24 protein-coding genes and 1 riboswitch are annotated in these 24,034 nt (G+C 66.6%); of the genes, 13 read left to right on the top strand and 11 right to left on the bottom strand.

Annotated features, from left to right (window positions below):
- Positions 1-159 precede the first annotated feature (159 nt).
- The 7 genes from ABD017_RS07270 (at position 160) to ABD017_RS07240 (ending at position 5,194) form a co-directional block, all read left to right on the top strand.
- Positions 160-366 (top strand): hypothetical protein, encoded by a 207-nt coding sequence (locus tag ABD017_RS07270; RefSeq protein ID WP_343881642.1) that lies wholly within the window; start codon positions 160-162, stop codon positions 364-366.
- A 59-nt stretch (positions 367-425) separates the two neighbouring features.
- Positions 426-893, top strand: coding sequence for a tRNA (uridine(34)/cytosine(34)/5-carboxymethylaminomethyluridine(34)-2'-O)-methyltransferase TrmL (trmL, locus tag ABD017_RS07265; protein WP_343881640.1), 468 nt, complete (start codon positions 426-428; stop codon positions 891-893).
- Between the two features lie 74 nt (positions 894-967).
- Positions 968-1,615: a ubiquinone biosynthesis accessory factor UbiJ gene (locus ABD017_RS07260; RefSeq protein ID WP_343881638.1), complete on the top strand. Its 648-nt coding sequence runs from the start codon at positions 968-970 to the stop codon at positions 1,613-1,615.
- Positions 1,612-3,261 carry a ubiquinone biosynthesis regulatory protein kinase UbiB gene (gene ubiB / locus ABD017_RS07255; protein ID WP_343881636.1) on the top strand — a complete coding sequence of 550 codons (1,650 nt, stop codon included), beginning with the start codon at positions 1,612-1,614 and terminating at the stop codon, positions 3,259-3,261. Before ABD017_RS07260 ends, ubiB begins: the two co-directional genes overlap by 4 nt.
- 119 nt (positions 3,262-3,380) lie before the next feature.
- On the top strand, positions 3,381-4,097 hold the full coding sequence (locus tag ABD017_RS07250) for a pseudouridine synthase (RefSeq protein WP_343881634.1): 717 nt from the start codon (positions 3,381-3,383) through the stop codon (positions 4,095-4,097).
- Between the two features lie 84 nt (positions 4,098-4,181).
- Positions 4,182-4,604 (top strand): alternative ribosome rescue aminoacyl-tRNA hydrolase ArfB, encoded by a 423-nt coding sequence (gene arfB / locus ABD017_RS07245; RefSeq protein ID WP_343881632.1) that lies wholly within the window; start codon positions 4,182-4,184, stop codon positions 4,602-4,604.
- Entirely contained in the window at positions 4,601-5,194 is a 594-nt protein-coding gene (locus ABD017_RS07240; RefSeq protein WP_343881630.1) for a 1-acyl-sn-glycerol-3-phosphate acyltransferase, read from the top strand. The genes arfB and ABD017_RS07240 overlap by 4 nt, the downstream gene beginning before the upstream one ends.
- A gap of 77 nt (positions 5,195-5,271) precedes the next feature.
- Here ABD017_RS07240 and ABD017_RS07235 read toward each other — a convergent pair whose 3' ends face one another.
- From ABD017_RS07235 to ubiK, 8 genes are all read right to left on the bottom strand, one after another.
- The gene (locus ABD017_RS07235; protein ID WP_343881628.1) at positions 5,272-5,856 is read right to left on the bottom strand and encodes an SGNH/GDSL hydrolase family protein; all 585 of its coding nucleotides are present in this window, start codon (positions 5,854-5,856) and stop codon (positions 5,272-5,274) included.
- A gap of 29 nt (positions 5,857-5,885) precedes the next feature.
- Positions 5,886-7,292: a phospholipase effector Tle1 domain-containing protein gene (locus ABD017_RS07230; protein WP_343881626.1), complete on the bottom strand. Its 1,407-nt coding sequence runs from the start codon at positions 7,290-7,292 to the stop codon at positions 5,886-5,888.
- Positions 7,293-7,305: 13 nt separating this feature from the next.
- The gene (locus ABD017_RS07225; protein ID WP_343881624.1) at positions 7,306-7,830 is read right to left on the bottom strand and encodes a hypothetical protein; all 525 of its coding nucleotides are present in this window, start codon (positions 7,828-7,830) and stop codon (positions 7,306-7,308) included.
- Between the two features lie 140 nt (positions 7,831-7,970).
- Entirely contained in the window at positions 7,971-8,405 is a 435-nt protein-coding gene (locus tag ABD017_RS07220) for a hypothetical protein (RefSeq protein WP_343881622.1), read from the bottom strand.
- Positions 8,402-8,530 (bottom strand): hypothetical protein, encoded by a 129-nt coding sequence (locus tag ABD017_RS07215; protein ID WP_343881620.1) that lies wholly within the window; start codon positions 8,528-8,530, stop codon positions 8,402-8,404. Before ABD017_RS07215 ends, ABD017_RS07220 begins: the two co-directional genes overlap by 4 nt.
- Positions 8,531-8,681: 151 nt before the next feature.
- Positions 8,682-10,469: a cation:proton antiporter gene (locus tag ABD017_RS07210; RefSeq protein WP_343881618.1), complete on the bottom strand. Its 1,788-nt coding sequence runs from the start codon at positions 10,467-10,469 to the stop codon at positions 8,682-8,684.
- Between the two features lie 159 nt (positions 10,470-10,628).
- Entirely contained in the window at positions 10,629-12,128 is a 1,500-nt protein-coding gene (locus ABD017_RS07205) for a YifB family Mg chelatase-like AAA ATPase (RefSeq protein WP_343881616.1), read from the bottom strand.
- A gap of 257 nt (positions 12,129-12,385) precedes the next feature.
- The gene (gene ubiK, locus ABD017_RS07200; protein ID WP_343881614.1) at positions 12,386-12,646 is read right to left on the bottom strand and encodes a ubiquinone biosynthesis accessory factor UbiK; all 261 of its coding nucleotides are present in this window, start codon (positions 12,644-12,646) and stop codon (positions 12,386-12,388) included.
- 182 nt (positions 12,647-12,828) lie between these two features.
- Here ubiK and glnK point away from each other — a divergent pair, with 182 nt between their 5' ends.
- The 3 genes from glnK to ABD017_RS07185 all read left to right on the top strand — a co-directional run bounded on the left by glnK (position 12,829) and on the right by ABD017_RS07185 (position 16,293).
- Positions 12,829-13,167, top strand: coding sequence for a P-II family nitrogen regulator (gene glnK / locus ABD017_RS07195; RefSeq protein WP_343881612.1), 339 nt, complete (start codon positions 12,829-12,831; stop codon positions 13,165-13,167).
- 77 nt (positions 13,168-13,244) lie between these two features.
- Positions 13,245-13,456, top strand: a riboswitch (cobalamin riboswitch).
- Positions 13,457-13,604: 148 nt separating this feature from the next.
- Entirely contained in the window at positions 13,605-16,052 is a 2,448-nt protein-coding gene (locus ABD017_RS07190; protein ID WP_425543679.1) for a ribonucleoside-diphosphate reductase subunit alpha, read from the top strand.
- Between the two features lie 16 nt (positions 16,053-16,068).
- Positions 16,069-16,293 (top strand): hypothetical protein, encoded by a 225-nt coding sequence (locus ABD017_RS07185; protein ID WP_343881610.1) that lies wholly within the window; start codon positions 16,069-16,071, stop codon positions 16,291-16,293.
- A 96-nt stretch (positions 16,294-16,389) separates the two neighbouring features.
- Here the strand turns inward: ABD017_RS07185 and ABD017_RS07180 are convergent, their stop codons facing one another.
- Positions 16,390-16,686 (bottom strand): GIY-YIG nuclease family protein, encoded by a 297-nt coding sequence (locus ABD017_RS07180; protein WP_343881608.1) that lies wholly within the window; start codon positions 16,684-16,686, stop codon positions 16,390-16,392.
- Between the two features lie 177 nt (positions 16,687-16,863).
- Between ABD017_RS07180 and ABD017_RS07175 the strand changes: the two genes are divergently transcribed.
- Positions 16,864-17,889 (top strand): ribonucleotide-diphosphate reductase subunit beta, encoded by a 1,026-nt coding sequence (locus ABD017_RS07175; RefSeq protein WP_343881606.1) that lies wholly within the window; start codon positions 16,864-16,866, stop codon positions 17,887-17,889.
- Positions 17,890-17,968: 79 nt separating this feature from the next.
- Here the strand turns inward: ABD017_RS07175 and ABD017_RS07170 are convergent, their stop codons facing one another.
- Both ABD017_RS07170 and ABD017_RS07165 read right to left on the bottom strand, forming a co-directional pair.
- The gene (locus ABD017_RS07170; RefSeq protein ID WP_343881604.1) at positions 17,969-20,299 is read right to left on the bottom strand and encodes a S9 family peptidase; all 2,331 of its coding nucleotides are present in this window, start codon (positions 20,297-20,299) and stop codon (positions 17,969-17,971) included.
- Positions 20,300-20,431: 132 nt separating this feature from the next.
- Positions 20,432-21,166, bottom strand: a complete 735-nt coding sequence (locus ABD017_RS07165; protein ID WP_343881601.1) for a LysR substrate-binding domain-containing protein — start codon at positions 21,164-21,166, stop codon at positions 20,432-20,434.
- Between the two features lie 267 nt (positions 21,167-21,433).
- Between ABD017_RS07165 and ABD017_RS07160 the strand changes: the two genes are divergently transcribed.
- Together ABD017_RS07160 and ABD017_RS07155 are read left to right on the top strand one after the other, a co-directional pair.
- Positions 21,434-22,441: an aldo/keto reductase gene (locus ABD017_RS07160; RefSeq protein WP_343881598.1), complete on the top strand. Its 1,008-nt coding sequence runs from the start codon at positions 21,434-21,436 to the stop codon at positions 22,439-22,441.
- A 150-nt stretch (positions 22,442-22,591) separates the two neighbouring features.
- On the top strand, positions 22,592-24,001 hold the full coding sequence (locus ABD017_RS07155) for a coniferyl aldehyde dehydrogenase (protein WP_343881596.1): 1,410 nt from the start codon (positions 22,592-22,594) through the stop codon (positions 23,999-24,001).
- Positions 24,002-24,034: the final 33 nt, after the last annotated feature.

Here is a 24,034-nt window from a genome sequence, read left to right as displayed (position 1 = left end):
CGCCCGCACGGCGGCTGTCCGCGGACAGCGATGGATGTCGCGGCTTTCGACTGTTTTCTTTCGCATATCAACGCCTTGGACAACCCGCAAGCGCTGGCACGGGCATTGCTCTCCAGACCATGCAGGGTTTTCTCAATCATCGAAAAAGGAAGCGCGATCATGAAATTCGAAACGCTGATGTTGCACAGCCTGTTCGTGGCCTGTTTCGCACTGTGCATGCTGGTGATGGGTGCCATGCTGCGCGCGCAGCCGGCGGCGCATCCTTCGGCAGGCGCCAGCATGGCGGCGATGCTGCTGGATGCACCGGACAGCTGCGTGCTGCCGCACGACGGCGTGCTCTGCCCGCAATCGATGCAGGTGCTGTAACGAGCGCCGCCGCCGGCGCGAGCCGAGACGCCGCCGCGGCGAAGGCCGATAATGGCCCGATGCTCCACGTCATCCTGTTCCGTCCCGAGATCCCGCCGAACACCGGCAACGTGATTCGCCTGTGCGCGAATACCGGTGCGGCGCTGCATCTGATCCGCCCGCTGGGCTTCACCTTGGACGACGCACGTTTGCGCCGCGCCGGGCTGGACTACCACGAGTACGCCCGCGTAACCGTGCACGACGATCTGGACAGCTGCCTCGATGCCATCGGCACGCCGCGCGTGTTCGCATTTTCCACCCGCGGCTCGGTCGCCCACGTCGACGCGGGTTTTGCCGACGGCGACGCCCTGCTGTTCGGCTGCGAAACCGCCGGCCTGCCCGCCGACGTGTTCGAGACGATACCCGCCCCGCAACGCCTGCGCCTGCCGATGTGCCCGAACAGCCGCAGCCTCAACCTGTCGAACTCGGTGGCCGTGGCCGTGTATGAGGCCTGGCGGCAGCTGGGCTTTCCCGGCGCAACCTCATAGCCGCGCGCCCAGCTTTTGCCAATCCCGAATCCCCAATCCCGAATCCCGGGCGGTGCACAGCTACAATCAGCCGGATGAACACCCCGCCCAACACCTGGATGCCACAGCCGCTGCGCAAGCTGGCTGGTCGCGCGCTGCAAACCGCGCTGAACCACACGCTGTCGCTGGACCCGGACACGCAGCAGAAGCTGGCCGCGCTGGACGGACGCCGCGTGCAACTGCATCTGCGCGGGCCGGAGCTGGCGCTGGCGATCACCGTCGACGATGGCCGGCTTGTGGTGGGCCCGCCGCAGGACGACAGCCAGCTGCGCGTGGCCGCCACGCCGGGCAGCCTGCTGGCGATGCTGTTTCGCCGCGACGACGACGGCATCGCGCCGGGCAAGGTGGAGATCGCCGGTGACGCCGACCTGGCGCGCCGGCTGGAAAAACTGGCCAGCACGTTCGCGCCCGATTTCGAGGAGGCGTTTGCGCGCAGCTTCGGCGATGTGCTCGGCGTGCCGTTGGCCAGGGCCGTGCGCCGCGGCCTGAGCCACGCCCGCGAAAGTGCCGCGCACTTCACCGAGGACGGCGCCGACTGGCTGCGCGAGGAAGCGCGCGTGGCGCTGGCGCCGGGCGAGGTGGAAGAGTTCCTCGACGGCGTCGACCACCTGCGCGAGCGCAGCGAACGGATGGAGTCGCGCGTGCAGCGGCTCATCGCGCGGCTGCAGGGCAACGCCGCATGACGCCGCTGAAGGTGGTGCCGCGGCTGCTGCGCGTGGCGTCCGTGCTGCTGGCCTGGCGGCTCGACGATCTGGTCGACGCCACCCATCTCTACCGGCCGCTGAAATTGCTGCGTCCGCTGCTGGCCCGGCCGCGCGCCAACGTGGCCGAGCTGTCGCGCGGCGAACGGCTGCGGCTGGCGCTGACCGAGCTGGGCCCGATCTTCGTGAAGGCTGGCCAGGTGCTGTCCACGCGCCGCGACCTGGTGCCCGAGGACATCGCCGACGAACTGTCGCTGCTGCAGGACAGCGTGGCGCCGTTTCCCGGCGCCGAGGCGCGCGCCATCGTGGAGCGCCAGCTGAAGGCACCGATTGGCCGTCTATACGCCCATTTCGACGAAACGCCGCTGGCCTCCGCCTCCATCGCCCAGGTGCACGCCGCCGAACTGACCGATGGCCGCGCCGTGGTGGTGAAGGTACTGCGCCCCGGCATCGACGCGCAGATCGCCCGCGACGTGAAACTGCTGCGCTCGCTGGGCGAGCTGGCCCAGCGCTGGCACCCCAACGCGGACAAGATCCGGCCGCTGGACGTGGTGGCCGAAGTCGAGAAGATGCTGGAAAACGAGCTGGACCTGCAGCGCGAAGGCGCCAGCGCCAGCCTGCTGAAGCGCAACTTCGCCAGCGGCGCGGACCTGTACGTGCCCGCCGTGCACTGGGATTTCACCGCCGCCCGCGTGCTGACGCTGGAGCGTGTGCACGGCGTCAGCAGCGACGACATCGCCGCCATCGACGCGGCCGGCATCGACCGCAAGGCGCTCGCCGCCAAGGGCGTGCGAGTGTTCTACGAGCAGGTGTTCCGCGACAACTTTTTCCACGCCGACGCGCACCCGGGCAACATCTGGGTGGACACCGCGCGCACCGGCGAGCCGCGCTTCATCGCGCTGGATTTCGGCATCATGGGCTCGCTGCCGGAGGCCGACCAGTATTGGCTGGCGCAGAATTTCATCGCCCTGTTCGAGCGCGACTACGCCCGCATCGCGCAGCTGCACGTGGCCGCCGGCTGGATGCCCGCCAGCGTGCGGCTGGATGAACTGGAAGCGGCCGTGCGCACCGTGTGCGAACCGTACTTCACCCGCCCGCTGTCGCAGATCTCGCTGGCCGAACTGGTGGTCAAGCTGTTCCAGACCGCGCGTCGTTTCGAGCTGACCCTGCAGCCGCAGCTGATCCTGCTGCAGAAAACCCTGCTCAACATCGAGGGCGTGGGCCGCATGCTCGATCCGGAGATCGACATCTGGGCGGTGGCGCATCCGGTCCTCAAACGCATCCTGCGCGAACGCTACAGCCCGTTGCGCACGCTGCGCGACGTGCGCAAGCGCCTGCCCGAATGGCTGCACCACGCGCCGGAGCTTCCCGACCTGGTGCGCGAGGCCCTGCGTCAGTCCGGCCGCGGCGAGCAGCGCGTGGTGAGCGATCCGCTGGCCCTCGCCGTGCTGCGCGACAACGCCCGGCGTCAGCACAAGCTGCTGGCGTGTGGGTTGCTGGGTAGCGCCTTGCTGATCGGCTCGGCGCTGCTGTGGACCCTGGCCCCGCAGCACGGGCCCTGGCCGCCACTGGGCACCGGCGTGGCCGGCTTGCTGGCCTTCGCCATCGGCTGGCCCCGCTCCCGCTAAGCACTCCACGCCCCTGTAGGAGCGACTTCAGTCGCGACCGCTTTTCCTGCCAAACGAGCAAAAAGCGTCGCGACTGAAGTCGCTCCTACAGGGGCTTCCGACTTTTCTGGCGGATCCGCATGCTTGAAATTCTCTACCAGGACGACGCGCTGATCGCGGTGAACAAACCCGCGAACCTGGCGGTGCATCGCTCGAAGTTTGTCGGCCCCGCCGACAGCTTCCTGATCGACGAGCTGCGTGAACAGGTCGGCGACAGCGTGTACCTGGCGCACCGCCTCGACCGCGCCACCAGTGGCGTGCTGCTGGTGGCGCGCAACAAGGACGTCGCCGCCGCCCTGGGCGAGCAGTTCATGGCGCGCACGGTGCGCAAGCAGTATCTGGTGGTGGTGCGTGGCTGGCCGGAACCGGCCGAGGGCGTGATCGACTACGCGCTGCCCGGCTCGCGCGAAACCGGCCCGCGCCGCGAGGCGCGCACGCGCTACCGGCGATTGGCCACGATCGAGGTGCCGATTGCCCTTGGCCGCTATCAGCAGCAACGCTACGCGTTGTTGCTGGCCGAGCCGGAAAGCGGTCGCTTCCGCCAGATCCGCAAGCACCTTGCGCACATCCATCACCCGGTGATCGGCGACTGCCAGCATGGCCGCAGCGACCACAACCGGCTTTACAAGCAGCATTTCGGCTGTCACCGCATGCTGTTGCATGCGTGGCGGCTGGCGTTTTGCCATCCGCTGAGCGGCAAGGCGATGACGTTGCAGGCTCCGTTGGACGAGGCGTTCGGCGATCTGCTTGGCCGCTTCGGCTGGAATCCGGGAGCAGGAGCGAGTGCAGAGGAGTGAGGAGTGAGAGAGCAAAGGCGTCGGTGCCCCGCTTTCTCTCACTCCTCACTCCTCCGCACTCGCTCCTCGCTCTACACTTGTCGCATGCTGACCATCAGCCCCACCCTCGCGCTGCCCGAATCCGAACTCGTCGAACGTTTCCTGCGTGCCGATGGTCCCGGCGGGCAGCATGTGAATCGCACCGAGAGCGCGGTGGAGCTTCGATTCGACGTCGTCAATTCACCCTCGCTGCCTGACGAGGTGCGCGTACGGTTGCTGGCCCGACGCGATCGTCGGCTCACCGCCGAAGGCGTGCTGGTGATTCAGGGACGGCGCTTCCGCGACCAGGGCCGCAACCGCGACGACGTGCGCGAGCGGCTGGCCGAATTGATCCGCAGCGTGTTGCGCCCGCCCAAGAAGCGCGTGGCCACGCGCCCCACACGCGCATCGAAGGAGCGCCGCCTGGCCGGCAAACAGCAACGCGGCAAGATCAAGCAGACGCGTTCGCGCGCATGGAACCCCGAATGAACGCACCAATGCTGCCCCCCACCCCGCCGCTGGCACCGCGCCTCAACAGCCGGTTCTGGCCCTGGCTGGCGCGCCGCATCCTGCGCCTCAGCGGCTGGCGCCTGCTGGGCGAACTGCCCAACGTGCCGAAGCTGGTCATCATCGGCGCGCCGCACTCGTCGTACTGGGACGGCGTGTGGGGCCTGGTGATGAAGGTCGCGCTGGGCGTGGACATCAGCATCATGATCAAGCGCGAAGTGCTCAACGGACCGTTCGGCATCATCCTGCGCCCGCTGGGCATGATCGGCATCGACCGCCGCGCCGCCACCAACGTGCCCGCGCAGATGGTGCAGCGTTTTGCCGAGCGTGAACGCATGTGGCTGGGCATCACGCCCGAGGGCACGCGCAAGCCGGTGCGGCGCTGGAAGCAGGGCTTCCTGCGCATCGCCCATGGCGCCAACGTGCCGATCCAGACCCTGTTCCTCGACTACCCCACGAAAACCTTCACCCTGGGTCCGCTGGTGCACGCCAGCGGCGACGTGGACGCGGACATGCCCGCGATCCGCGCGCTGTTCAGGCCGTACCGGGGCAAGCATCGCAATACGGAGTGAGGCGGGCTGTATCGCCGGCGTAAGCCTTGCGGCGAATCGGCGCCGGAGCCAGAGGCTCCCCCCGCCCACCGGCGCGACTATTCCTCCAGCAACACGTATTGGCCGTCCTTGCCGAAGTGGCGCGGCTTCCTGCTGACCTTGACGCACAGCGAATCGCCGCAGCGGGTGATCGCGCCGCGCTGCGTGGCACGCAACAGGTCCTGCCCGAAATGCACCTGAGCCAGATCCTGCAGGCTGCGATGAACCACCCATGCAGCGGCGCCAGCCGCCAACAGTGAACCGAGCAGCAGGGCGATCAGGCCGTTCCACACCAGGGTATGCCGCGCGGCTGCCAGCCCCTTGCGTTGCGCATCCATCGCTTGTGCCGCCGCGCGCACGCTGTCAGCCCCTTGTTGCAGCCGCTGGTGAAGCCCGTCCACGGCTTGTGCGGCACTTTGGGCCATCACCTGCCGCACGCTGCTGCCGAGCACCTGCAGGGCGTCCTGGGCGAACCGCCCGCCGCCAGCGTCCAGGCGACTCACGCCCTGATCCAGGGCAACGGTTGCCGCGTCGATGCGTTGCGCGACCTGCGCGTTGCGCGATTCAAGGCGGTCGGCGATCGCCATCAACCGGATCAAGGCCTGTCGAGCCGTCTCTACATCCTCGGTGCGGGTGCTGTCCATGGTCACGTCCTTGTCGATCCAGGAGAGTGTTACTGGCTCAATCCCATCGCAGCCGGTGTGGCCTGGTGCGCCTGTTGCCGAGCGAGCAGTTGCCGATCCCACGTCGCGTTCAGGCTGTCGGCCTGCTGCTGGAACTGCTGGCCATCGGGCGTGCCCAGATAGGATTGCGCTGCCTCATGCTGCACCCTGTCCCAGGCACCGTTGTCAGGGTTCTGCGACGCCAGGTACATGCGGTCGATCCACTGGTCGAGCTCGCTCCGGGGCGCTCCGCGTGGCAGGTCGATCGCGTCCGGCACCGGGCCGTTGGGCATGGGCTGGCGGTCAAACTGCCGGTTGAGCGTTTCATTGCGCGGTTCGGCGTTGTAGGCATCGGGCACTTGTCCCATGACGTGCCGGGACACCTCCCGCTCGTTGTAGCCGCCCGGCTGGAGCCGGTCGATCTTGGGCCACAAGCGATACAGCCACATGCCTTCCTGCGAACGGTGGATCACGTTCAGACGTGGGTCGTCGGGTTCCGGACTCTTGGCCAGGAACGGCGTATCGCTCAACCCGTTGATGTAATCGATGGCGGCGTTGCCGGTACGGACCGACAAGCCGTTGCGGTGGTAACTGCCGCCCACGTCCGAATGCGCGCCGGGCACGTAAACGCCGGCAAAGCGCCCGTCGGGCGTGATGCCGGGATCAATGATCCGATCGGACTTGAACAGGCCGCGGTGCTCATCCATTGCGATGAACTGGATGCCGGAGATCACCGACGGCGGCAGCCGACGATCCATGTTCATCGCACTGCCGGTACCCACCGGATCGAACATGACCACCGCCTGTGCCACCTGATGCGGCGGCACCAGCGGCGGCCTGGTGTATTCGACGTGCTTGATCTGATGATGGGAATCGTAGGTGTAACGGGCACCGGAGGGATCCTGAATGCCACGCTCCTCAACCAGCCGTGCAAAAAGGGCTGCCTCTTCACTGCCGCGGCTGAAGCTGACGCTGGCGACACGAATCTCCGCGTCCGGATCTTCCTGCTTCCATTTCCAGGCCTGGTTGATGAACTTCCTGTACATCTCCTCGGCCCGCTCATCAACGGTGTTGCCGCGCATGTTGTCAAACACAGGTGAGAACAGCCCATGTTGCTGGGTGCCCGGCCCGGGAACATAACCGAAACCAATCCTCGCATTGCCGGCTTGTTCCACCTGTCGAGCGATAAGCGCGACGTTGGTCGCATGCTCGGGATCGTGGATGGCGTCATTGCCGGTGCCATCCAGCGCGGCAATGAAGAGACGCTCATGCGGATGATCCGCATGGATCAGTACGGGCTCGTCGAAAGACGCCAGTTGCACCCGACTCTCTGTGTAAATCGGCAATCGCGACGCGGCAGGATCGGTGTGTACGCCATCACCGAGGATGCCATCCGGGTCCATCCGGTCGTGCTCCATGACAGCGCCCTATTCAGTAGGTATGTGTCCAGGCCAGGATCACGTCGTCCCGGCCATAGCTGTATTTGTTGCCCGGGATCTGCTCGGTCCTGGTAGCAATGAATGCCTTCATGTAGACGCTGATCGTGCGGTCGTTCACTTCGAGCAGGATGCCGGGCTCGCCTCCCCACGAGCGGTCGGGAATCTCGGTGTCGGGCACGTTGTACAGCACGCGCTCGTCCTTGAAGATGGCACCGATGTCCACCTTGGCGGTGTGCGCCACCCCGTCCAGCGACGTCCAATCCACCTGTGCCGGTGGAGGAAAATTGCGGATGCCCAGGTAGGACGCAAACGGCCAATGCTCCCTGTAATCCGCCGATGGCGGCGCCGGCGAGGGTCGTTCGTCGGCTTTGTAGGGCGTGAAGTTGAAGTCGTTGTAGATCACGTGGCAGCGGAGGGTGTTGTAGCAGAACACCTGGAAGTCGTGCTTTACGAAGCGCAGCGGAAACATGGAGGAGCCCGACGTTTGCGCGCTACCGGCATTGGACTGGGTCGACATGGCGGGGGAACATCCTGCGGTCAGCAAAAGTAGGACGACGGCAGGCACGAGCGTGTGGAAAAGCCTTGATCGGCTGGACATGGCGCCTTTCATCCGGCGTGCCGCTTCGCTCAGTGTCGCTGCGAGCCCATGCACGGGAGTCATAGATCGACCGCCGAATGAAATTCCACCTCATCCAGCTCGATAACCAGCACTTTCTCCTCGTCGTCGGGATCGATCGCTTCCCGTTTCAAAATACCCCGAAACCTGCCTTTGAACGCTGGCGATTCGCCGACCGCCCACTCACTGGATGGTTTCAGAATCGTCCGCACCGAAAGACGCCCCGCCACCATTTTATCGATTGCGTCTTCCGACGGGCCGGTATCGCATGGATAGAGGATTATCAGATTTTGCTCGTGGGGCGCATCGCTCACTGGTATGCCGGCACAACTGACGACATCAACCTCGTGCCCGATCAACGCCGCCTGGCGGTGCAGTTGTTCGAGACTGAGAGGGTTTTGTGGGGGAGCTCCTCTGGCGACCATGGCGCACGACGCCGCGCCGAGCAAGAACGCCATGGCGACAAGACATTTCATTTTTCCCCCCGAACGAACTGGTACGCGGCAATCGCCGGCGCGGTGACCACGGCTCCCTGTCCGGATACATGTTCAATCCAGTAGTGCAACTGGAAGCGGATGTCGACGACAACAATAGGCGGCATGAGGGATCCATCTCGGCGGCGTACTGCGGCTCTTTATAATGCGTTCTTGCTCGGCAGTATGTCGGCGCATACCGCTTTTCGGTGCGGTCCTGACCAGCCGCCGAACGCAACGCCTGGAGCTTGCGAAGAAAGCCACTTGCTGTGTCTTCTTCTACACCCCAGCCGGCGGCACCAGCGCGATCACGGTCCAACCCGGCCGCGGTTCCAGCTCGCGCTTGGACGACGCCACGCGCAGCACGCCTTTTTCCTCGACGCCGAACATCAGCACGGTATCGGAGCCGTACTGTTCGATGAAATGCGGCCAGTCGAAGGTGGTCGTGAGCCTGGTCGACTTCACGCGCCAGCCGCTGGACAGCATCTCGCCGAAGCGGCCGTGGGTCATGTTCTCGTCGAACAGCGGCGGTGACAGCAGGCCACCGGAGAACGCTGCACGCTCGGTGCTTTCCTGCGGTGTCAGGTTGCGCAGGCGATAGACCTTGTCGCGCCCGAACTCCTGCCGGTAATGCACGCAGGCGAGCGAGTTGCGCTCGCGGTTGGTGGACATGGCCAGCAACCGGCCGACACCGACGAGATCGAGATGCCGCTCCGCGTGCGGCGAGGCGGGATTGCCGAAGAACGTGCTGAGGCCGTCCATGCGCGCCTGGCGGATGCCGTCCCAGTCATCGTCGGCCAGCACCACGCGGAAGCCGGCATCCTTCAGCGCTGCGCCGATCGCGCGGGCCACGTAGTCGGAGCCGAAGATCAGCACGCCGCGCGGCTCGGGTTCGGCCACCTTCAACCACAACGCCAGCGGCCGCGCGGTGGCGCTCTGCAGCACCACGGTGCCGATGATCAGGGTGAACACCAATGGCACCAGGGCGTCGGCGCCCGCCACACCCAGGGCGTCCAGGCGCAACGCGAACAGCGCCGATACCGACGCCGCCACGATGCCGCGGGGCGCCACCCAGCCGATCAGCGCCCGCTCGCGCCAGTTCAGGCTGCTGCCCATGCTGGACAAGGCCACCGTCAAGGGGCGCACCAGCAATTGCGCAATGACGAAGACGGCGATGCCCGCGCCCAGCATGCCGTCCGGCAGCGGCCAGTGCAGTCGCGCCGCCAGCAGGATGAAGAGCAGCGACACCAGCACCGTGGTGAGGCTTTCCTTGAAGTCGAGGATGTCGTCCATGTGCACGTTGCGCATGTTGCCCAGCGCGATGCCCATGATGGTGACGGCCAGCAGGCCGGACTCGTGGGTCAGCGCATTGGAGACGCTGAAAGCCAGCGGCACCGTCGCCAGCACGGCGTAGTTCTGCAGGTATTCGGGAATCATCTGCCGCCGCAGCAGGAAGCCGATCGCCATGGCGGCCAGCCCGCCGATCACCGCGCCGCAGAGGATCGTGGCCACGAAAATGCCCAGCGTATGGCCCTCACGCTGAGACACGATGGCTTCGTAGATCAGCACCGCGAACAAGGCGCCCAGCGGATCGATCACGATGCCTTCCCAACGCAGCGTGTTGGCGATGCGCGCGTTCGGCCGCAGCGTGCGCAGCATCGGCGCGATCACGGTGGGGCCGGTGACGCAGGCCAGCGCGCCGAACAGCAGCGCGATCGGCCAGCTCAGTCCGGCGACCACATGGGCGACCAACGCCAGCAACAGCAGCGCCGCGATGGCGCCATAGCTGACCAGCCCACGTACCGCGTTGCCGATGCCGCGCAATTCGTTGAAGCGCAGGGTGAGGCTGCCTTCGAACAGGATCAGCGCCACCGCCAGCGACACGATCGGAAACAGCAGATCGCCCAGCAGCTTGTCGGGGTTCAGCACGCCGGTGGCCGGCCCCAGGATGATGCCCGCCAGCAGCAGGAACAGGATCGCCGGCAGCCGCACCCGCCAGGCCAGCCATTGCGCCAGGAAGCCGATCATCAGCATGCCGGCGAGCATCAGGCCGAGCTCGATAGTCATCGCATTCCTTGGGAATATCGGGGCGCCATCGAACCACGCGACGGCCGGCACGTCCATAGCGAGGAGAGAGTGGAGAGGAGTGAGAAGAGAGAGAAGGCGGCATCACGGCATGCCCCAGCTTTTCTCTCACTTCTCACTCCTCTCCACTCACTCCTCGCTCTAACGGCTCCGATACTGCAGCGCCTCGGCCAGGTGCTCGCGCTCCAGCAAGGCGGCGCCGCCATCGAGATCGGCGATCGTGCGCGCCACCCGCAGCACGCGGTGATAGGCGCGGGCGGACAGCCCCAGCCGCTCCAGCGCGGCCTCGAACCAGCGCCGTTCAGGCGGGCCCAGCGCGCAATCGCGCTCCAGTTCGCGCACGCTGATTTCCGCGTTGGGCCGGCCGGCCCGCATCAGCGATTGCCGCCGTGCGGCCAGCACCCGCGCGCGTACCGTGGCCGAATCCTCGTCGGCGCCCGAGCGCGGCGCACCCAGGTCGGCCAGCGGCACCTGCGGCACTTCGACGCACAAGTCGATGCGGTCGAGCAGCGGCCCGGAGATGCGCGAGCGATAGCGCTGGATCTGGTCGGGCGTGCAGCGGCAGCGCTGGCCCGGATCGCCGGCGTAACCGCAGGGGCACGGATTCATCGCGCCTACCAGCTGGAACTGGGCGGGAAACACCGTCTGGCGCGCCGCGCGCGAGATCAGGATCTGGCCCGACTCCATCGGTTCGCGCAACACCTCGAGCACCTGACGGCTGAACTCGGGCAGCTCATCCAGAAACAGCACGCCATTGTGCGCCAGCGAGATCTCGCCCGGGCGCGGATACGACCCGCCGCCCACCAGCGCCACCGCCGAGGCGGTGTGGTGCGGCGCGCGGAACGGCCGCCGGCGCCAGCGCGTCAGGTCGATCACCTGGCCCGACACCGACGCCACCGCGCAGGTTTCCAGCGCCTCGGATTCGGACAGCGGCGGCATGATGCCGGGCAGGCGTTCGGCCAGCATCGTCTTGCCGGTGCCGGGCGGCCCCATCAGCAACAGGTGATGACCGCCCACGGCGGTAATTTCCAGCGCCCTGCGCGCCTGCAACTGGCCGCGCACGTCACCGAGGTCGGGGCCGTCGTCGGCCCCGCCGGTGGTGGGCGTGGCGATCGGCGCGGACAGCTCCTCCGCCCCGCGCAGCCAGGCACACACGTCGGCCAGCGTGCGCGCCACCCGCACGTCCACATCCGGCACCAGCGCAGCCTCGGCGGAATTCTGCCAGGGCACCAGCACCCGCCGCCCGCGCGCACGCGCGCGCAAGAGGGCCGGCAGCACGCCCGAGACGCCGCGCAGCGCACCGGTCAGGGCCAGCTCGCCCAGGAATTCGCAGTCGTCGAGCTTCTCGCGCGGCACCTGCCCGCTGGCCGCCAAGATGCCCAGCGCGATCGCCAGGTCGAAACGGCCGCCATCCTTGGGCAGTTCGGCCGGTGCCAGGTTCACCGTGACGCGGCGGCCGGGGTACTCGAAGGCGGTGTTCTGGATCGCCACGCGCACGCGGTCGCGCGCTTCACGCACCGCCGCCTCGGGCAGGCCCACGATGTTGGTACTGGGCAAGCCGCCGGAGAGATGCACCTCCACCATCACCTGCGGCGCGGCGATGCCTTCCTGGGCGCGGCTGAGGGTAACGGCGAGGCTCATGCGGGCAGGCGTCGGCGCGTGGAGCGATCGGTGGCAACCTGCGATTCCTGCAGGCTACCGGCCCGGCCGCGGACGGCCGGACAGGAATACGTCCGGGCACGCATCGGGCGCGCGACAGAAGAAAGCCACCGGAGGCGGTTTTCTTCGCAAGCGCTGACAGGCACGGGCACCGGGCGACTCCATCCGTTGATAAACAACCGCCCCCGATCGTTCTCGGGGTGAGGTGACGGATCGGGGGCGGCTCCCGGGAGCTGGTGTTACGGCGTCCCGCGATGGGCGACGGCAGCCTCCAGTTCGGCCACGCGTTGCTCGAGTTGGTCGATCTTCGCGCGTGTGCGCGCCAGCACCTGGGTCTGGACGTCGAACTCCTCGCGGGTGACCAGGTCGAGGCGGCGCAATCCCTGCGCCAGAACATCCTGGAAGTTGGCTCGCAAATCCTGATGCGCCTCTGCCAATCCTGGCGGTACCAACGACACAAGCCGCAGGGCAATCTGGTCGATATCCTGCCTATCCATCATGGACAGCGCCTCGCACTCGTCGGGGTAAATACTAGGTGAACGGAAATCGGGGGCGCCATCGGCATGCTCCGTCGGAATGTGTAGGGATTGTCCTACACGACGCCCACGAGGCGACAGCGCCCGCGCGCGAAGGCAGAATGGACGCCATGCACCGCGCGTGCCCCATACCCCAAGGAAATTCCATGAAGCTGGTCGTGGCCATCATCAAGCCGTTCAAGCTGGACGACGTGCGCGAGGCGCTGGCGGAAGTGGGCGTGCAAGGCGTCACCGTCACCGAGGTAAAGGGCTTCGGACGCCAGAAGGGCCATACCGAGCTGTACCGCGGCGCCGAGTACGTGGTCGATTTCCTGCCCAAGATCAAGCTGGAGGTGGCGGTAACCGACGACCAGCTCGATCGCGTGCTGGAAGCCATCCAGCAGGCCGCCCGCACCGGCAAGATCGGCGACGGCAAGATCTTCGTCAGCCCGCTGGACCAGGTCACCCGCATCCGCACCGGCGAGATGGATCACGACGCGCTGTAGACGTTGCCAGCCACACTACAGGCACACCGCCCCATGCCCGGCACACAAGTTGTTGGGTTGACCAACCATCCATCACCCGATATGTTGTGGCCGTCGGTCCCGGTCGGCATGTTCGTCGGTCGGGTTAAAAGGGAATCCGGTGTAACTCCGGAACTGCCCCGCAGCGGTAAAGCGGAAACGAAAGCACCCACATGCACTGGCCCTCGGCGGCTGGGAAGCGGGGGCAAATAGGCGGATCGCAAGATCCTCGTCCGCAAGTCCGAAGACCTGCCGGCACATCGGGACGAACGTGTCCCGGTGCGTAGTGACGGTTTCCGCGGGGAAGCACGTCGTGGCGCGGGCCTTGTCGGCACCGCGTTGCCGGCGCCTCCGGAATCCATCGCTTCAGGCCCTGCGCGCGGGAGCAGGCGTTTGATTCCATGCCGGAGCGTCCTGCCATGCAAGCCCCCGATATCGCCGTACGCGAGCGTGTTTTTGCGCCCGCCGAATCTCCGATCGCCCTTCCCGAAGTCGCGGCCGAAACCCCGTTCACCCTCACCCCGCCGCACAGCGCGGCATCCATGCACGTGACCAAGCGCAACGGCGGCCAGGAAGCCGTCGACGTCAACAAGATCGTGCGCGCCGTGACGCGCAGCGCCGAAGGCCTGCATGCGGTCGACCCGCTGCGCGTGGCGCTGAAGACCATCGGCGGCCTGTACGACGGCGCCACCACGCAGGAGCTCGATCAGCTTTCGATTCGCACCGCCGCCGCGCTGACCGCCGAGGAGCCCGAATACGGACAGCTGGCCGCGCGGCTGCTGGGCGCCTACATCGACAAGGAAGTCAGCGGCCAGGAAATCCAGAGCTTCTCGCAGTCGATCGCGCGCGGCGCGGAACTGGGCATCCTCAACGACCGCCTGCGCGACTTCGTGGCCGCCAACGCGCGCAAGTTCAACGACGCGATCGACGTGCTGGCCACCCACCGCTTCGAGTACTTCGGTTTGCGCACGGTGTACGACCGCTACCTGCTGCGTCATCCGCAGCGGCGGCTGGTGATCGAGACGCCGCAGTACTTCTTCATGCGCATCGCCTGCGCGCTGGGCGGCGGCGAGATCGGCGAGACGCTGGAGCTGTACCGGCTGCTGTCGTCGCTGGAGTACATCGCCAGCTCGCCCACCCTGTTCAACGCCGGCACCGCGCACGAGCAGCTCAGCTCGTGCTACCTGCTCGACTCGCCGGTCGATTCGCTGGAATCGATCTACGACAAGTACGCCGACGTGGCCAAGCTGTCGAAATTCGCCGGCGGCATCGGCCTGGCCTATTCGCGGGTGCGCTCGCGCGGCTCGCTGATCCGCGGCACCAACGGCCATTCCAACGGCCTGCTGCCGTGGCTGAAGACGCTGGACGCCTCGGTCGCCGCGGTGAACCAGGGCGGCAAGCGCAAGGGCGCGGCCTGCGTGTACCTGGAATCGTGGCACGCCGACATCGAGGACTTCCTCGAACTGCGCGACAACACCGGCGACGACGCCCGTCGCGCGCACAACCTCAACATCGCCAACTGGGTGCCGGACGAATTCATGCGCCGGGTCGAGAGCGACGGCGACTGGTCGTTGTTCGATCCGAAGCTGGTGCCGCACTTCGTCGACCGCTGGGGCGAAGCGTTCGACGCCGCCTACCGCCAGGCCGAGGCCGATGGCCTCGCCGTGAAGACGGTCAAGGCGCGCGAGCTGTACGCCCGCATGATGCGCACGCTGGCGCAGACCGGCAACGGCTGGATGACGTTCAAGGACCGCTGCAACGCGACCTCCAATCAGACGGCCAAACCCTGGAACGTGATCCACCTGTCCAACCTGTGCACCGAGATTCTCGAAGTCAGCTCGGCGGACGAGACGGCCGTGTGCAACCTGGGCTCGGTGAACCTGGCGCGGCATGTCACGGAAGGCGCGTTCGACTTCGAGCAGCTCGCCACCACGGTGCGCACCGCCGTGCGCCAGCTCAACCGGGTGATCGACCTCAACTACTACCCGATCGCCACCGCGCGCAACGCCAACATGAAGTGGCGTCCGGTGGGCCTGGGCGTGATGGGCCTGCAGGACGTGTTCTTCAAGCTGCGGTTGCCGTTCGATTCGGCCGAGGCGCTGGCGCTGTCCACCCGCATCGCCGAGGAAATCTATTTCCATGCGCTGTCGCAATCGTGCGAACTGGCCGAAACCGAAGGCGCACATCCAGGCTTCGCCGAAAGCCGCGCCGCCGCCGGCGAACTGCAATTCGACCATTGGCCCAACGCCACACCGCACGACGGCGCACGCTGGGATGCCCTGCGCGAAAGGATCAAACAGCACGGCCTGCGCAACTCGCTGCTGATCGCCATCGCGCCCACCGCCACGATTGCGTCGATCGCCGGCTGCTACGAATGCATCGAACCGCAGGTCAGCAACCTGTTCAAGCGCGAGACGCTGTCCGGCGATTTCCTGCAGGTGAACCGCTACCTGGCCGACGAACTGAAGGCGCTGGGCCTCTGGACATCCGAAATCCGCGACGCGATCAAGCTGGCGGAAGGCTCGATCCAGGGCATCGCCGCCATCCCCGAGCGCCTGCGCGCGATCTACCGCACGGTGTGGGAACTGCCGCAGAAGGCGCTGATCGAACTGGCCGCGGCGCGCGGTGCCTACATCGACCAGAGCCAGTCGTTGAACCTGTTCATGGAGAACCCGAACATCGGCCAACTCAGCTCGATGTACATGTACGCGTGGAAGGCCGGCATCAAGACCACGTACTACCTGCGCTCGCGACCGGCCACGAAGATCGCCAAGACCACCGTGTCGGCCGTGCCCGACCAGGCGCAAGCCACCGCCGCGGTGTTTTGTTCACTGGAGAACCCCGAGTATTGCGAGGCCTGCCAATAGCGCGAGAGGTGTCGCGATGAAACGCTACCGGAACCTCGATGGCAACTCAGGCGTCACCGCCTACGAAAGCGGTGACGGCTCCATCCGCATCCGCTTCGTCAACGGCGACACCTACGAGTACACCGACGAGGTCACCGGCGCAGAACACGTTGCGAACATGCAGAAGCTCGCGCATGCCGGCCGCGGCCTCGCCAGCTATGTCAGCCGCTTCGTGCATGACGACTATGCGCGCAAGCTGTAACGCCCACCGTCATTCCAGCGAAAGCTGGAATCCAGCGTCTTCCGGTACGACGCAGAGGCGCTGGATCCCAGCGTTCGCTGGGATGACGGCGGAGGGTCAGTCGCATATCTCCTTGTACAGGTCACGCCAGTAAGGATTGGATTTCTCGATGAGCTCGATCTTCCAGGCTCGCTTCCACGCCTTGATCGCCTTCTCGCGCGTGATCGCGGATTTCATCGTTTCGTGCAACTCGAACCACACAAGGTCGTGCACGTGATGTTGCCTGGTAAACCCCTCGACCACGTTGTATCGATGCTGCCAGATGCGTGCTGGAAGATTGGAGGTTACGCCAGCGTACAACGTGCCGTTGCGCCGGCTGGCAGGCAGGTAGACACACGGTCGGCGCTCCCTCATCGCCATCTTCTCCGCAACCCTTCAATCCCATCATTCCAGCGGAAGCTGGAATCCAGCGCCTTCGGTTTCCACCGTGACAACGCGTAGGCAAAAGTCGCTGGATCCCAGCTTTCGCTGGGATGACGAAGCAAAAACCATCCGCGCCGTATCGGCCGCGAATCACTCAAGGAAAACACCATGCCCGCCCAACCCACCCGCAACGCCCACATCCTCGACCCCGGTTTCGAACTCACCCTGCGCCCGATGCGCTACCCCGGCTTCTACGAGATGTATCGCAACGCGATCAGGAACACCTGGACCGTTGAGGAGGTGGATTTCTCGATGGACACGCGCGACCTCGACACGAAGATGTCATCGGCCGACCGCCATCTGATCCAGCGCCTGGTGGCGTTCTTCGCCACCGGCGACACCATCGTCTCGAACAACCTGGTGCTCAACCTGTACCAGCACATCAACGCGCCGGAAGCGCGCATGTATTTGTCGCGCCAGCTGTACGAGGAAGCGCTGCACGTGCAGTTCTACCTCACCCTGCTGGACACCTACATCCCCGACCCGGCCGAGCGCAACGCCGCCTTCGCCGCGATCGAAACGATCCCGTCGATCCGGCAGAAGGGCGCGTTCTGCTTCAAGTGGATCGACTCGATCCAGGGCCTGCGACGGCTGGAAACGCGCGCGCACCGGCGCCAGTTCCTGCTCAACCTGATCTGCTTCGCCGCCTGCATCGAGGGGCTGTTCTTCTACGCCGCCTTCGCCTACGTGTACTACCTGCGCTCGCGCGGCCTGCTGCACGGCCTGGCCGCCGGCACCAACTGGGTGTTCCGCGACGAGAGCTGCCACATGGCGTTCGCCTTCGACGTGGTACGCACCGTGCGCGAACAGGAGCCGGACCTGTTCGACGCCGACATGCGCGCCCAGGTCGAACAGATGATGGAGGAAGCGATCGCCTGCGAAACCCAGTTCGCCGAGGACGTGCTGTCCGGCGGCGTGGCCGGCATGTCCGTGCAGCACATGCGCCAGTACCTCGAATACTGCGCCGACCAGCGCTTCGCCCAGCTCGACATGCCGAGGAAGTACGGCGCGAAGAACCCGTTCGACTTCATGGACTTGCAGGACGTGCAGGAGCTGGCCAATTTCTTCGAACGCCGCGTGTCGGCGTACCAAGTCGGCGTGCAGGGCGAGGTGGCGTTCGATATGGCGTTCTAGCGCCGGGATGCGGGCTCCGGAATCGCCCAGAGGCCAGAGCAGTCGCCCTGGCCTTTGTGCGTCGGTCAGTCCTGGGCGCTCACCGCCACGGCCACGCCTTCAACTCGTACTCCTTCGGCGGCGTATTGCCGGCCAGGTACTGCACGAAATAATCCCAGCGCCGGCGCGTGGCGTATGGGGTGGCGTCGGCGTAGGCGTGGCGGGCGTTGGGGATCATCAGGAGGTCGAAATCCTTGTTGGCCTTGATCAGCGCGTCGACCACCAGCAGCGTGTTGGACGGGGGTACGTTGTCGTCCAGGGTGCCGTGCACCAGCATCAGGCGGCCCTTGAGGTTTTTCGCGAAACTCTGGTTGGCCTGGGCGTCGTAGTTGGTCTTGCCGTCCTTGTCGGTCTGCAGCAGGCCCTGCCATTTCTCGGCCCAGTCGTCCTCGTAGTTGCGGTTGTCGTGGTTGCCGCTTTCGGCCCAGCCGACCTTGAAGAAGTCGGGGTAATGGAACATCGCGCCGGCGGTGGCGTTGCCGCCGCCGGAGTGGCCCCACACGCCTACGCGATCGAGGTCGATCCACGGATACCGCTCACCCAGTTGCTTCAGGCCGGTGACCTGGTCGGGCAGCGTGTTGTCCTCGATGTGCTCGAAGTAGGCGTCGTGGAATGCCTTGGAGCGCCAGGGCGTACCCATGCCGTCGATCGCCACCACGATGAAGCCCAGCTCGGCCATCGCCTGATGGTCGCCGCGCGCGGCGGAGAAGCTGCGGCCGCGCACCGAGCCGGTCTGCGGGCCGGGGTAGATGTAGTCGATGATCGGGTATTTCTTCGACGCATCGAAGTGGGTGGGCTTGAACATCATGCCGTAGAGGTCGGTCTTGCCGTCGCGCGCCTTCACCGTGAACGGGATCGGCGGCACCCAGCCGGCCGCCTTCAGGCGCGAGATGTCGGCGGTGGCGACGGGCGCCACGATGCGGCCGTCGGCGGTGCTGCGCAGCACGGTCACCGGGGGCACGGTGGGCGTGGAATACGTGTCGACGAATAGACGTCCATCCGGCGACAGCGTCACTGTGTGGTCGGCCGCTTCCGGGGTCAGCAACACCGGCTGGCCGCCATCCAGGCTGACCTTGAAGAACTGCTGGTAATACGGGTTCACCCCCGCGGTACGGCCGACGCCGCGGAACCACACAGTGCGCGTCTTCGGATCGACCTTGAGCACTTCGGTGACGTTGCCCTCGCCCGTCGTGATCGCGTGCTTGAGCTTGCCGCTGGTGAGGTCGTAGAGATACAGGTTGCCCCAGTCGTTGCGCTCGCTGAACCAGATCGCCTCGTGGGTCTGGGGCAGGTAGCGCCAGTTGACCGCGCCGTTGCCGCTTTCGTAATACGTCGGCACCTGTTCCTCGAACACGGTGCGCACCTTGCCGGTGCGCGCATCGGCGATGCGGAACCATTCGTGCTTGTGGTCGCGCGAGGTGGAGACGAAGGCCAGGGTCTTGCCGTCCGGCGCCCACTTCACGTCGTCCCAGCCGCCGTCGGGGCCGCAGCTGACGTCGTCGCAGAGGGTGGAGCGGTGTTGGTCCGGCGGCATCTGCAGGCGCACGACCTTCTTCGTGGGCACGTCGATGATGACGCGCTCGATCATCGTCACGTCCTTGTCGCCGACCAGCGAATACTTCCATTGCTGCAGTTCGGGGTGGCCGACCTTGGTCTTGACCAGGTACATCTCGCCCGTCTTGCGCTGGTCTTGCTGGAAGGTGGCGATCTGCTTGGAATCGGGCGACCACTCCACGATGGCCTTGTCGGTGTGCTTCCAGCCGGCGTTGTCGGTGGCGTAGCCGAAGTTCTCCACGCCGTCGGTGGTGAGCTGGGTCTCCTTGCCGCTGGCGACGTCGCGCAGCCACAGGTTCCAGTCGCGGATGAAGGCCTCGCTCTTCTTGTCCGGCGACAGCGCGCCGGGCTCGTCGCCAGTCTTCACCAGGGCGGCGCGATCGACGCAATTGGCGGCCACCATGTCGCACACGTAATGCTTGCTGCGCACCGCGATGTCGATGCGGCCATCCGGCCTCGTTTCATAACCGGTGACGGGTAGTTTCTTCGCATCCACCGGTTTGTCGCCGGCCTCGGACAGCGCCGCGGCGAGTTTCGCCTGGTCGAACAGGGGCGTGGTCTTGCCGCTGGCGGCATCCATCCGCACGAAATGATCGCCGTTGGCGTCGTGGTCCACGTACCAGAAATGGTCGTCGTCCAGCCAGTTGATCGTGCCGATCGCGTGATCGACCAGCGGCACGGTGTTGTAGCTCATGAACCGCTCGGCCTGCGCGTAGTCGCTGGCGCTCAGCGTGCGCCCTTGCGCGACGGCACCCCCGGACAGCAACCCCATCACCACCGCGCCGAGCAGGCGCGGCTTGCCGATCATCGAATGCATGTGTTCCTCCACGGACGGATGGCGTGCAGCGCCACGCAATCTGCGCGCACACCTGTCCGCGGGATGCTAGCGCATGAGTCGTCGGCGTCCCCGTGCCAAAGGTCCATGCGCCAGCGCCCGGGCTGGCAGGCCTCAGCGCGGCGCCGCCGTCAGTTCCACCAGCCAGTCGATGAAGACGCGCAGGCGCGCCGGCATGTGCCGCTGTTGCGGATACAACACGGTGATCGGCAGCGACGGTGGTGGGTGGGCAGGCAGGATCTCGCGCAACCGGCCGGCCTTGAGTCCTTCCGCGATGCGCTGGCGCGTCATCTGCGCGATGCCCAACCCCGCCTCGCAGCAGCCGAGATAGGCATCCATGCCGCTGACGCTGACCCGCCCCGGCAGCGTGACGGTGCGACGACGCCGGCCCACCATGAATTCCAGCGGCTCGGCGCGGCGGGTGTTGGGCGAGGCCCAGTTCACCGCGACGTGGCCATCCTGCAGCGCGGCAAGTGATTCGGGCAGGCCGTGCCGGCGCACGTACGCGGCACTGGCCACGGTCGCCTGCGCCAGCATCCCCACCCGCCGGCAGACCATGCCCGAATCACCCAGATGGCCGATGCGCAGCACGCAATCCACGGCTTCGCGCACCAGGTCCACGAAGCGGTCGCCGGTGCCGATGTCCAGCTCGATCTGCGGAAAGCGCGCGAAAAAGGCGGGCAAGGCGGGGATCACCAGCAGCCGGCCCAGCGAGGCGGGAAGGTCGATCCGCAGCCGGCCTTTCGGCTGTATCGCCGCCTCGCGGAAGTTCGCCTCGACCTCGTCCATGTCGGCCAGCAGGCGCAGGCAATGCGCGTAATAGGTGTCGCCGTCGCTGGTGGTGCGCACGCGGCGCGTGGTTCGTTGCAGCAGCTGCGCGCCCAGGCGCGTCTCCAGCCGTTTGATCGCGTGGGTGACGGTGGCGCGGCAGATTCAAGTCGTCCGCCGCCGCGGTGAAGCTGCCCAGTTCCACGATGCGCGTGTACAGCCGCATGGCTTCGAGACGGTCCATGGCAATTGTTGTTCATTCTGAAATGGTGATGCCCATTATTGACCATTTATCGCACCGCCAACGCGGCGCACCATGCGTGCACCTTCACCGCACCGGAGTCACCCATGCAGATGCGCACCCTCGGCCGGAACCCCCTCGGAAAGCCCGGCCCGCAAGTTTCCGCCCTCGGCCTCGGCTGCATGGGCATGAGCGCGTTCTACGGCGCGCATGACGACGCCGAATCGATCGCCACCATCCACCACGCGCTGGAGCGCGGCCTCACCCTGCTCGACACGGCCGACATGTACGGCCCCCACACCAACGAAGTGCTGGTGGGCAAGGCGATCAAGGGCCGTCGCGACCAGGCCTTCGTGGCCACCAAGTTCGGTATCGTGCTGGACCCGGACAACCCGCAGGCGCGCGGCGTCGATGGCCGGCCCGAGTACGTGCGCGCCGCCTGCGATGCCAGCCTCAGGCGGCTGGGCATCGACACCATCGATCTCTACTACCAGCACCGCGTCGATCCGAACGTGCCGATCGAGGACACCGTGGGCGCGATGGCCGATCTGATGGCCGCCGGCAAGGTGCGTTATCTGGGCTTGAGCGAGGCCTCCAGCGCCACCCTGGAGCGTGCCTGCAAGGTGCATCCGATTGCCGCGCTGCAAAGCGAATTCTCGCTGTGGACGCGCGACCCGCAGGACAACGGCATGCTCGCTGCCTGCCGCCGGCTGGGCGTCAGCCTGGTGGCGTACTCGCCGTTGGGTCGCGGCTTTCTCACCGGTGCGATCCGCTCGCCGGACGATTTCGAGGCGGACGACTACCGCCGCCACAGCCCGCGCTTCATGGGCGACAACTTCGACCGCAACCTGCAACTTGTGGAGAAGGTGAAGGCGCTGGCCGCCGACAAGGGTTGCTCGCCGGCACAGCTGGCGCTGGCCTGGGTGCTGGCGCAGGGCGAGGACGTGCTGGCCATTCCCGGCACACGCAAGCGCAGCCGGCTGGACGAGAACCTGGGCGCGCTGCAGGTGAGGCTCGACGCCGACGAGCTGGCCGCGATCGACGCGGCGTTCTCGCCCGGAGCGGTAGCCGGCCGGCGCTACACCGACGCGGGCATGCACATGGTCAACGTCTAGGGCGACAGCCGTGGGAGCGACTTCCGTCGCGATGCTTCTGCCTGAGGCCCAGAGCAAGAGCATCGCGGCTGAAGCCGCTCCCACGGAAGCCGCTCCCAGGGAGGCGCAGGGGCTAAGGTAGGCAACATCCACGCTGCCTCCGAGAACGCCGTGACCGATCCTGTCGCATTGAACGAAACGCTGCAGCACATGCGCGATGCGCAAAACGCCGATCCGCTGCCGGCGTGGCCGGTGCGGGCAGAGCGGTTGCGCGCGCTGCGCAGTCTGCTGCTCGACCATCGCGCGGAGCTGGCGGCCGCCATCGACGCCGATTTCGGCCGGCGACCGGCACAGGAAACCGAGCTGCTGGAACTGTTTCCCAGCCTCTCGGCGATCGGCCATGCATTGCGCCACGGGCGGCGCTGGATGACGCCACGCCGCCGCTGGGCCAATGCGCTGTTCCTGCCCGCGCGCACCGAGCTGCGGCCGCAGCCGCGCGGCGTGGTGGGCATCATTGTGCCGTGGAACTACCCGCTGTACCTGGCGGTGGGGCCGCTGGTCGATGCCTTGGTCGCGGGCAACCGCGCGATGCTGAAGATGAGCGAATTCACGCCGCGTTTCTCGGCCCTGTTTGCCTCGCTGGTGGCACGCCGTTTTCCGGCCGACGCGGTGGCCGTGGTCACCGGCGCGACGGAGGTGGCGCAGGCGTTTTCGGCGCTGCCGTTCGACCACCTGCTGTTCACCGGATCGACCGCGGTAGGGCATCAGGTGATGCGCGCGGCCGCCGCCAATCTCACGCCGGTGACGCTGGAACTGGGCGGGAAATCGCCGGCGATCGTCGGCCCGGGCGCGCGCTTCGAGCACGCGGTGGAGCGCATCGTGCTCGGCAAGCTGGTCAACGCGGGGCAAACCTGCATCGCGCCGGACTACGTGCTGTTGCCGCGCGATCGCATCGACGACTTCGTGGCCGTGGCGCAGCGGGTGACGGCACGGCTGTATCCGCAACTGGCGCAGCTCGCGCAGTACGCCAGCATCGCCTCCGATCGCCAGTACCAGCGGCTGACCGCCCTGCTCCGCGACGCGCGCGATCGCGGCGCCCGCGTGCATGCGCTGGGCGATGCGGCCGCGGATGCCGCGCGCCGGCTGTTGCCGCCGCAACTGCTGACTGGCGTGGACGACAGCATGGCGGTGATGCGCGAGGAGATCTTCGGCCCGCTACTGCCGCTCCTGCCCTACGACACGATCGACCAGGCCATCGCGCAGGTGGCGTCGCGCCCGCATCCGCTGGCCTTGTACCTGTTCGAGAGCGACCAGGCGCTGATCGGAGAGGTGCTGTCACGCACGACGGCCGGCGGCGTTACGGTCAACGACACGCTGTACCACATCGCGCAGCACGGCCTGCCGTTCGGTGGCGTGGGCGCCTCGGGCATGGGCGGTTACCACGGGGAGGCGGGGTTTCGCACGTTCTCGCACCTGAAGCCGGTTTTCCGCCAGGCGCGCTTCAATGGCACCGGCTTGTTCAATCCACCTTACGGTGAACGATTCCGGCGCCTGATCGAGCTGCTGCTGCGGCGCAGCTGAACCGCAGCGATGGCGCGGCGAGACACCTGCGCC

It is taken from the genome of Rhodanobacter caeni, from assembly GCF_039523575.1.
GTDB classification, from domain to species: Bacteria; Pseudomonadota; Gammaproteobacteria; order Xanthomonadales; family Rhodanobacteraceae; genus Rhodanobacter; species Rhodanobacter caeni.
This window is presented reverse-complemented; position numbering and strand designations above follow the sequence as displayed.

What these genes read in the sequence shown, in the direction of transcription:
- ubiK (WP_343881614.1), bottom strand. Translation starts at nt 12,646, where the DNA reads ATGATGGATAGGCAGGATATCGACCAGATTGCCCTGCGGCTTGTGTCG.
- ABD017_RS07175 (WP_343881606.1), top strand. Translation starts at nt 16,864, where the DNA reads ATGCCCGCCCAACCCACCCGCAACGCCCACATCCTCGACCCCGGTTTC.
- ABD017_RS07215 (WP_343881620.1), bottom strand. Translation starts at nt 8,530, where the DNA reads ATGCCGCCTATTGTTGTCGTCGACATCCGCTTCCAGTTGCACTACTGG.
- ABD017_RS07225 (WP_343881624.1), bottom strand. Translation starts at nt 7,830, where the DNA reads ATGTCGACCCAGTCCAATGCCGGTAGCGCGCAAACGTCGGGCTCCTCC.
- ABD017_RS07250 (WP_343881634.1), top strand. Translation starts at nt 3,381, where the DNA reads ATGCTTGAAATTCTCTACCAGGACGACGCGCTGATCGCGGTGAACAAA.
- ABD017_RS07260 (WP_343881638.1), top strand. Translation starts at nt 968, where the DNA reads ATGAACACCCCGCCCAACACCTGGATGCCACAGCCGCTGCGCAAGCTG.
- ABD017_RS07220 (WP_343881622.1), bottom strand. Translation starts at nt 8,405, where the DNA reads ATGAAATGTCTTGTCGCCATGGCGTTCTTGCTCGGCGCGGCGTCGTGC.
- ABD017_RS07205 (WP_343881616.1), bottom strand. Translation starts at nt 12,128, where the DNA reads ATGAGCCTCGCCGTTACCCTCAGCCGCGCCCAGGAAGGCATCGCCGCG.
- ABD017_RS07270 (WP_343881642.1), top strand. Translation starts at nt 160, where the DNA reads ATGAAATTCGAAACGCTGATGTTGCACAGCCTGTTCGTGGCCTGTTTC.
- ABD017_RS07190 (WP_425543679.1), top strand. Translation starts at nt 13,605, where the DNA reads ATGCAAGCCCCCGATATCGCCGTACGCGAGCGTGTTTTTGCGCCCGCC.
- ABD017_RS07240 (WP_343881630.1), top strand. Translation starts at nt 4,601, where the DNA reads ATGAACGCACCAATGCTGCCCCCCACCCCGCCGCTGGCACCGCGCCTC.
- glnK (WP_343881612.1), top strand. Translation starts at nt 12,829, where the DNA reads ATGAAGCTGGTCGTGGCCATCATCAAGCCGTTCAAGCTGGACGACGTG.
- ubiB (WP_343881636.1), top strand. Translation starts at nt 1,612, where the DNA reads ATGACGCCGCTGAAGGTGGTGCCGCGGCTGCTGCGCGTGGCGTCCGTG.
- ABD017_RS07210 (WP_343881618.1), bottom strand. Translation starts at nt 10,469, where the DNA reads ATGACTATCGAGCTCGGCCTGATGCTCGCCGGCATGCTGATGATCGGC.
- ABD017_RS07230 (WP_343881626.1), bottom strand. Translation starts at nt 7,292, where the DNA reads ATGGAGCACGACCGGATGGACCCGGATGGCATCCTCGGTGATGGCGTA.
- ABD017_RS07185 (WP_343881610.1), top strand. Translation starts at nt 16,069, where the DNA reads ATGAAACGCTACCGGAACCTCGATGGCAACTCAGGCGTCACCGCCTAC.
- ABD017_RS07170 (WP_343881604.1), bottom strand. Translation starts at nt 20,299, where the DNA reads ATGCATTCGATGATCGGCAAGCCGCGCCTGCTCGGCGCGGTGGTGATG.
- trmL (WP_343881640.1), top strand. Translation starts at nt 426, where the DNA reads ATGCTCCACGTCATCCTGTTCCGTCCCGAGATCCCGCCGAACACCGGC.
- ABD017_RS07160 (WP_343881598.1), top strand. Translation starts at nt 21,434, where the DNA reads ATGCAGATGCGCACCCTCGGCCGGAACCCCCTCGGAAAGCCCGGCCCG.
- ABD017_RS07235 (WP_343881628.1), bottom strand. Translation starts at nt 5,856, where the DNA reads ATGGACAGCACCCGCACCGAGGATGTAGAGACGGCTCGACAGGCCTTG.
- ABD017_RS07180 (WP_343881608.1), bottom strand. Translation starts at nt 16,686, where the DNA reads ATGAGGGAGCGCCGACCGTGTGTCTACCTGCCTGCCAGCCGGCGCAAC.
- arfB (WP_343881632.1), top strand. Translation starts at nt 4,182, where the DNA reads ATGCTGACCATCAGCCCCACCCTCGCGCTGCCCGAATCCGAACTCGTC.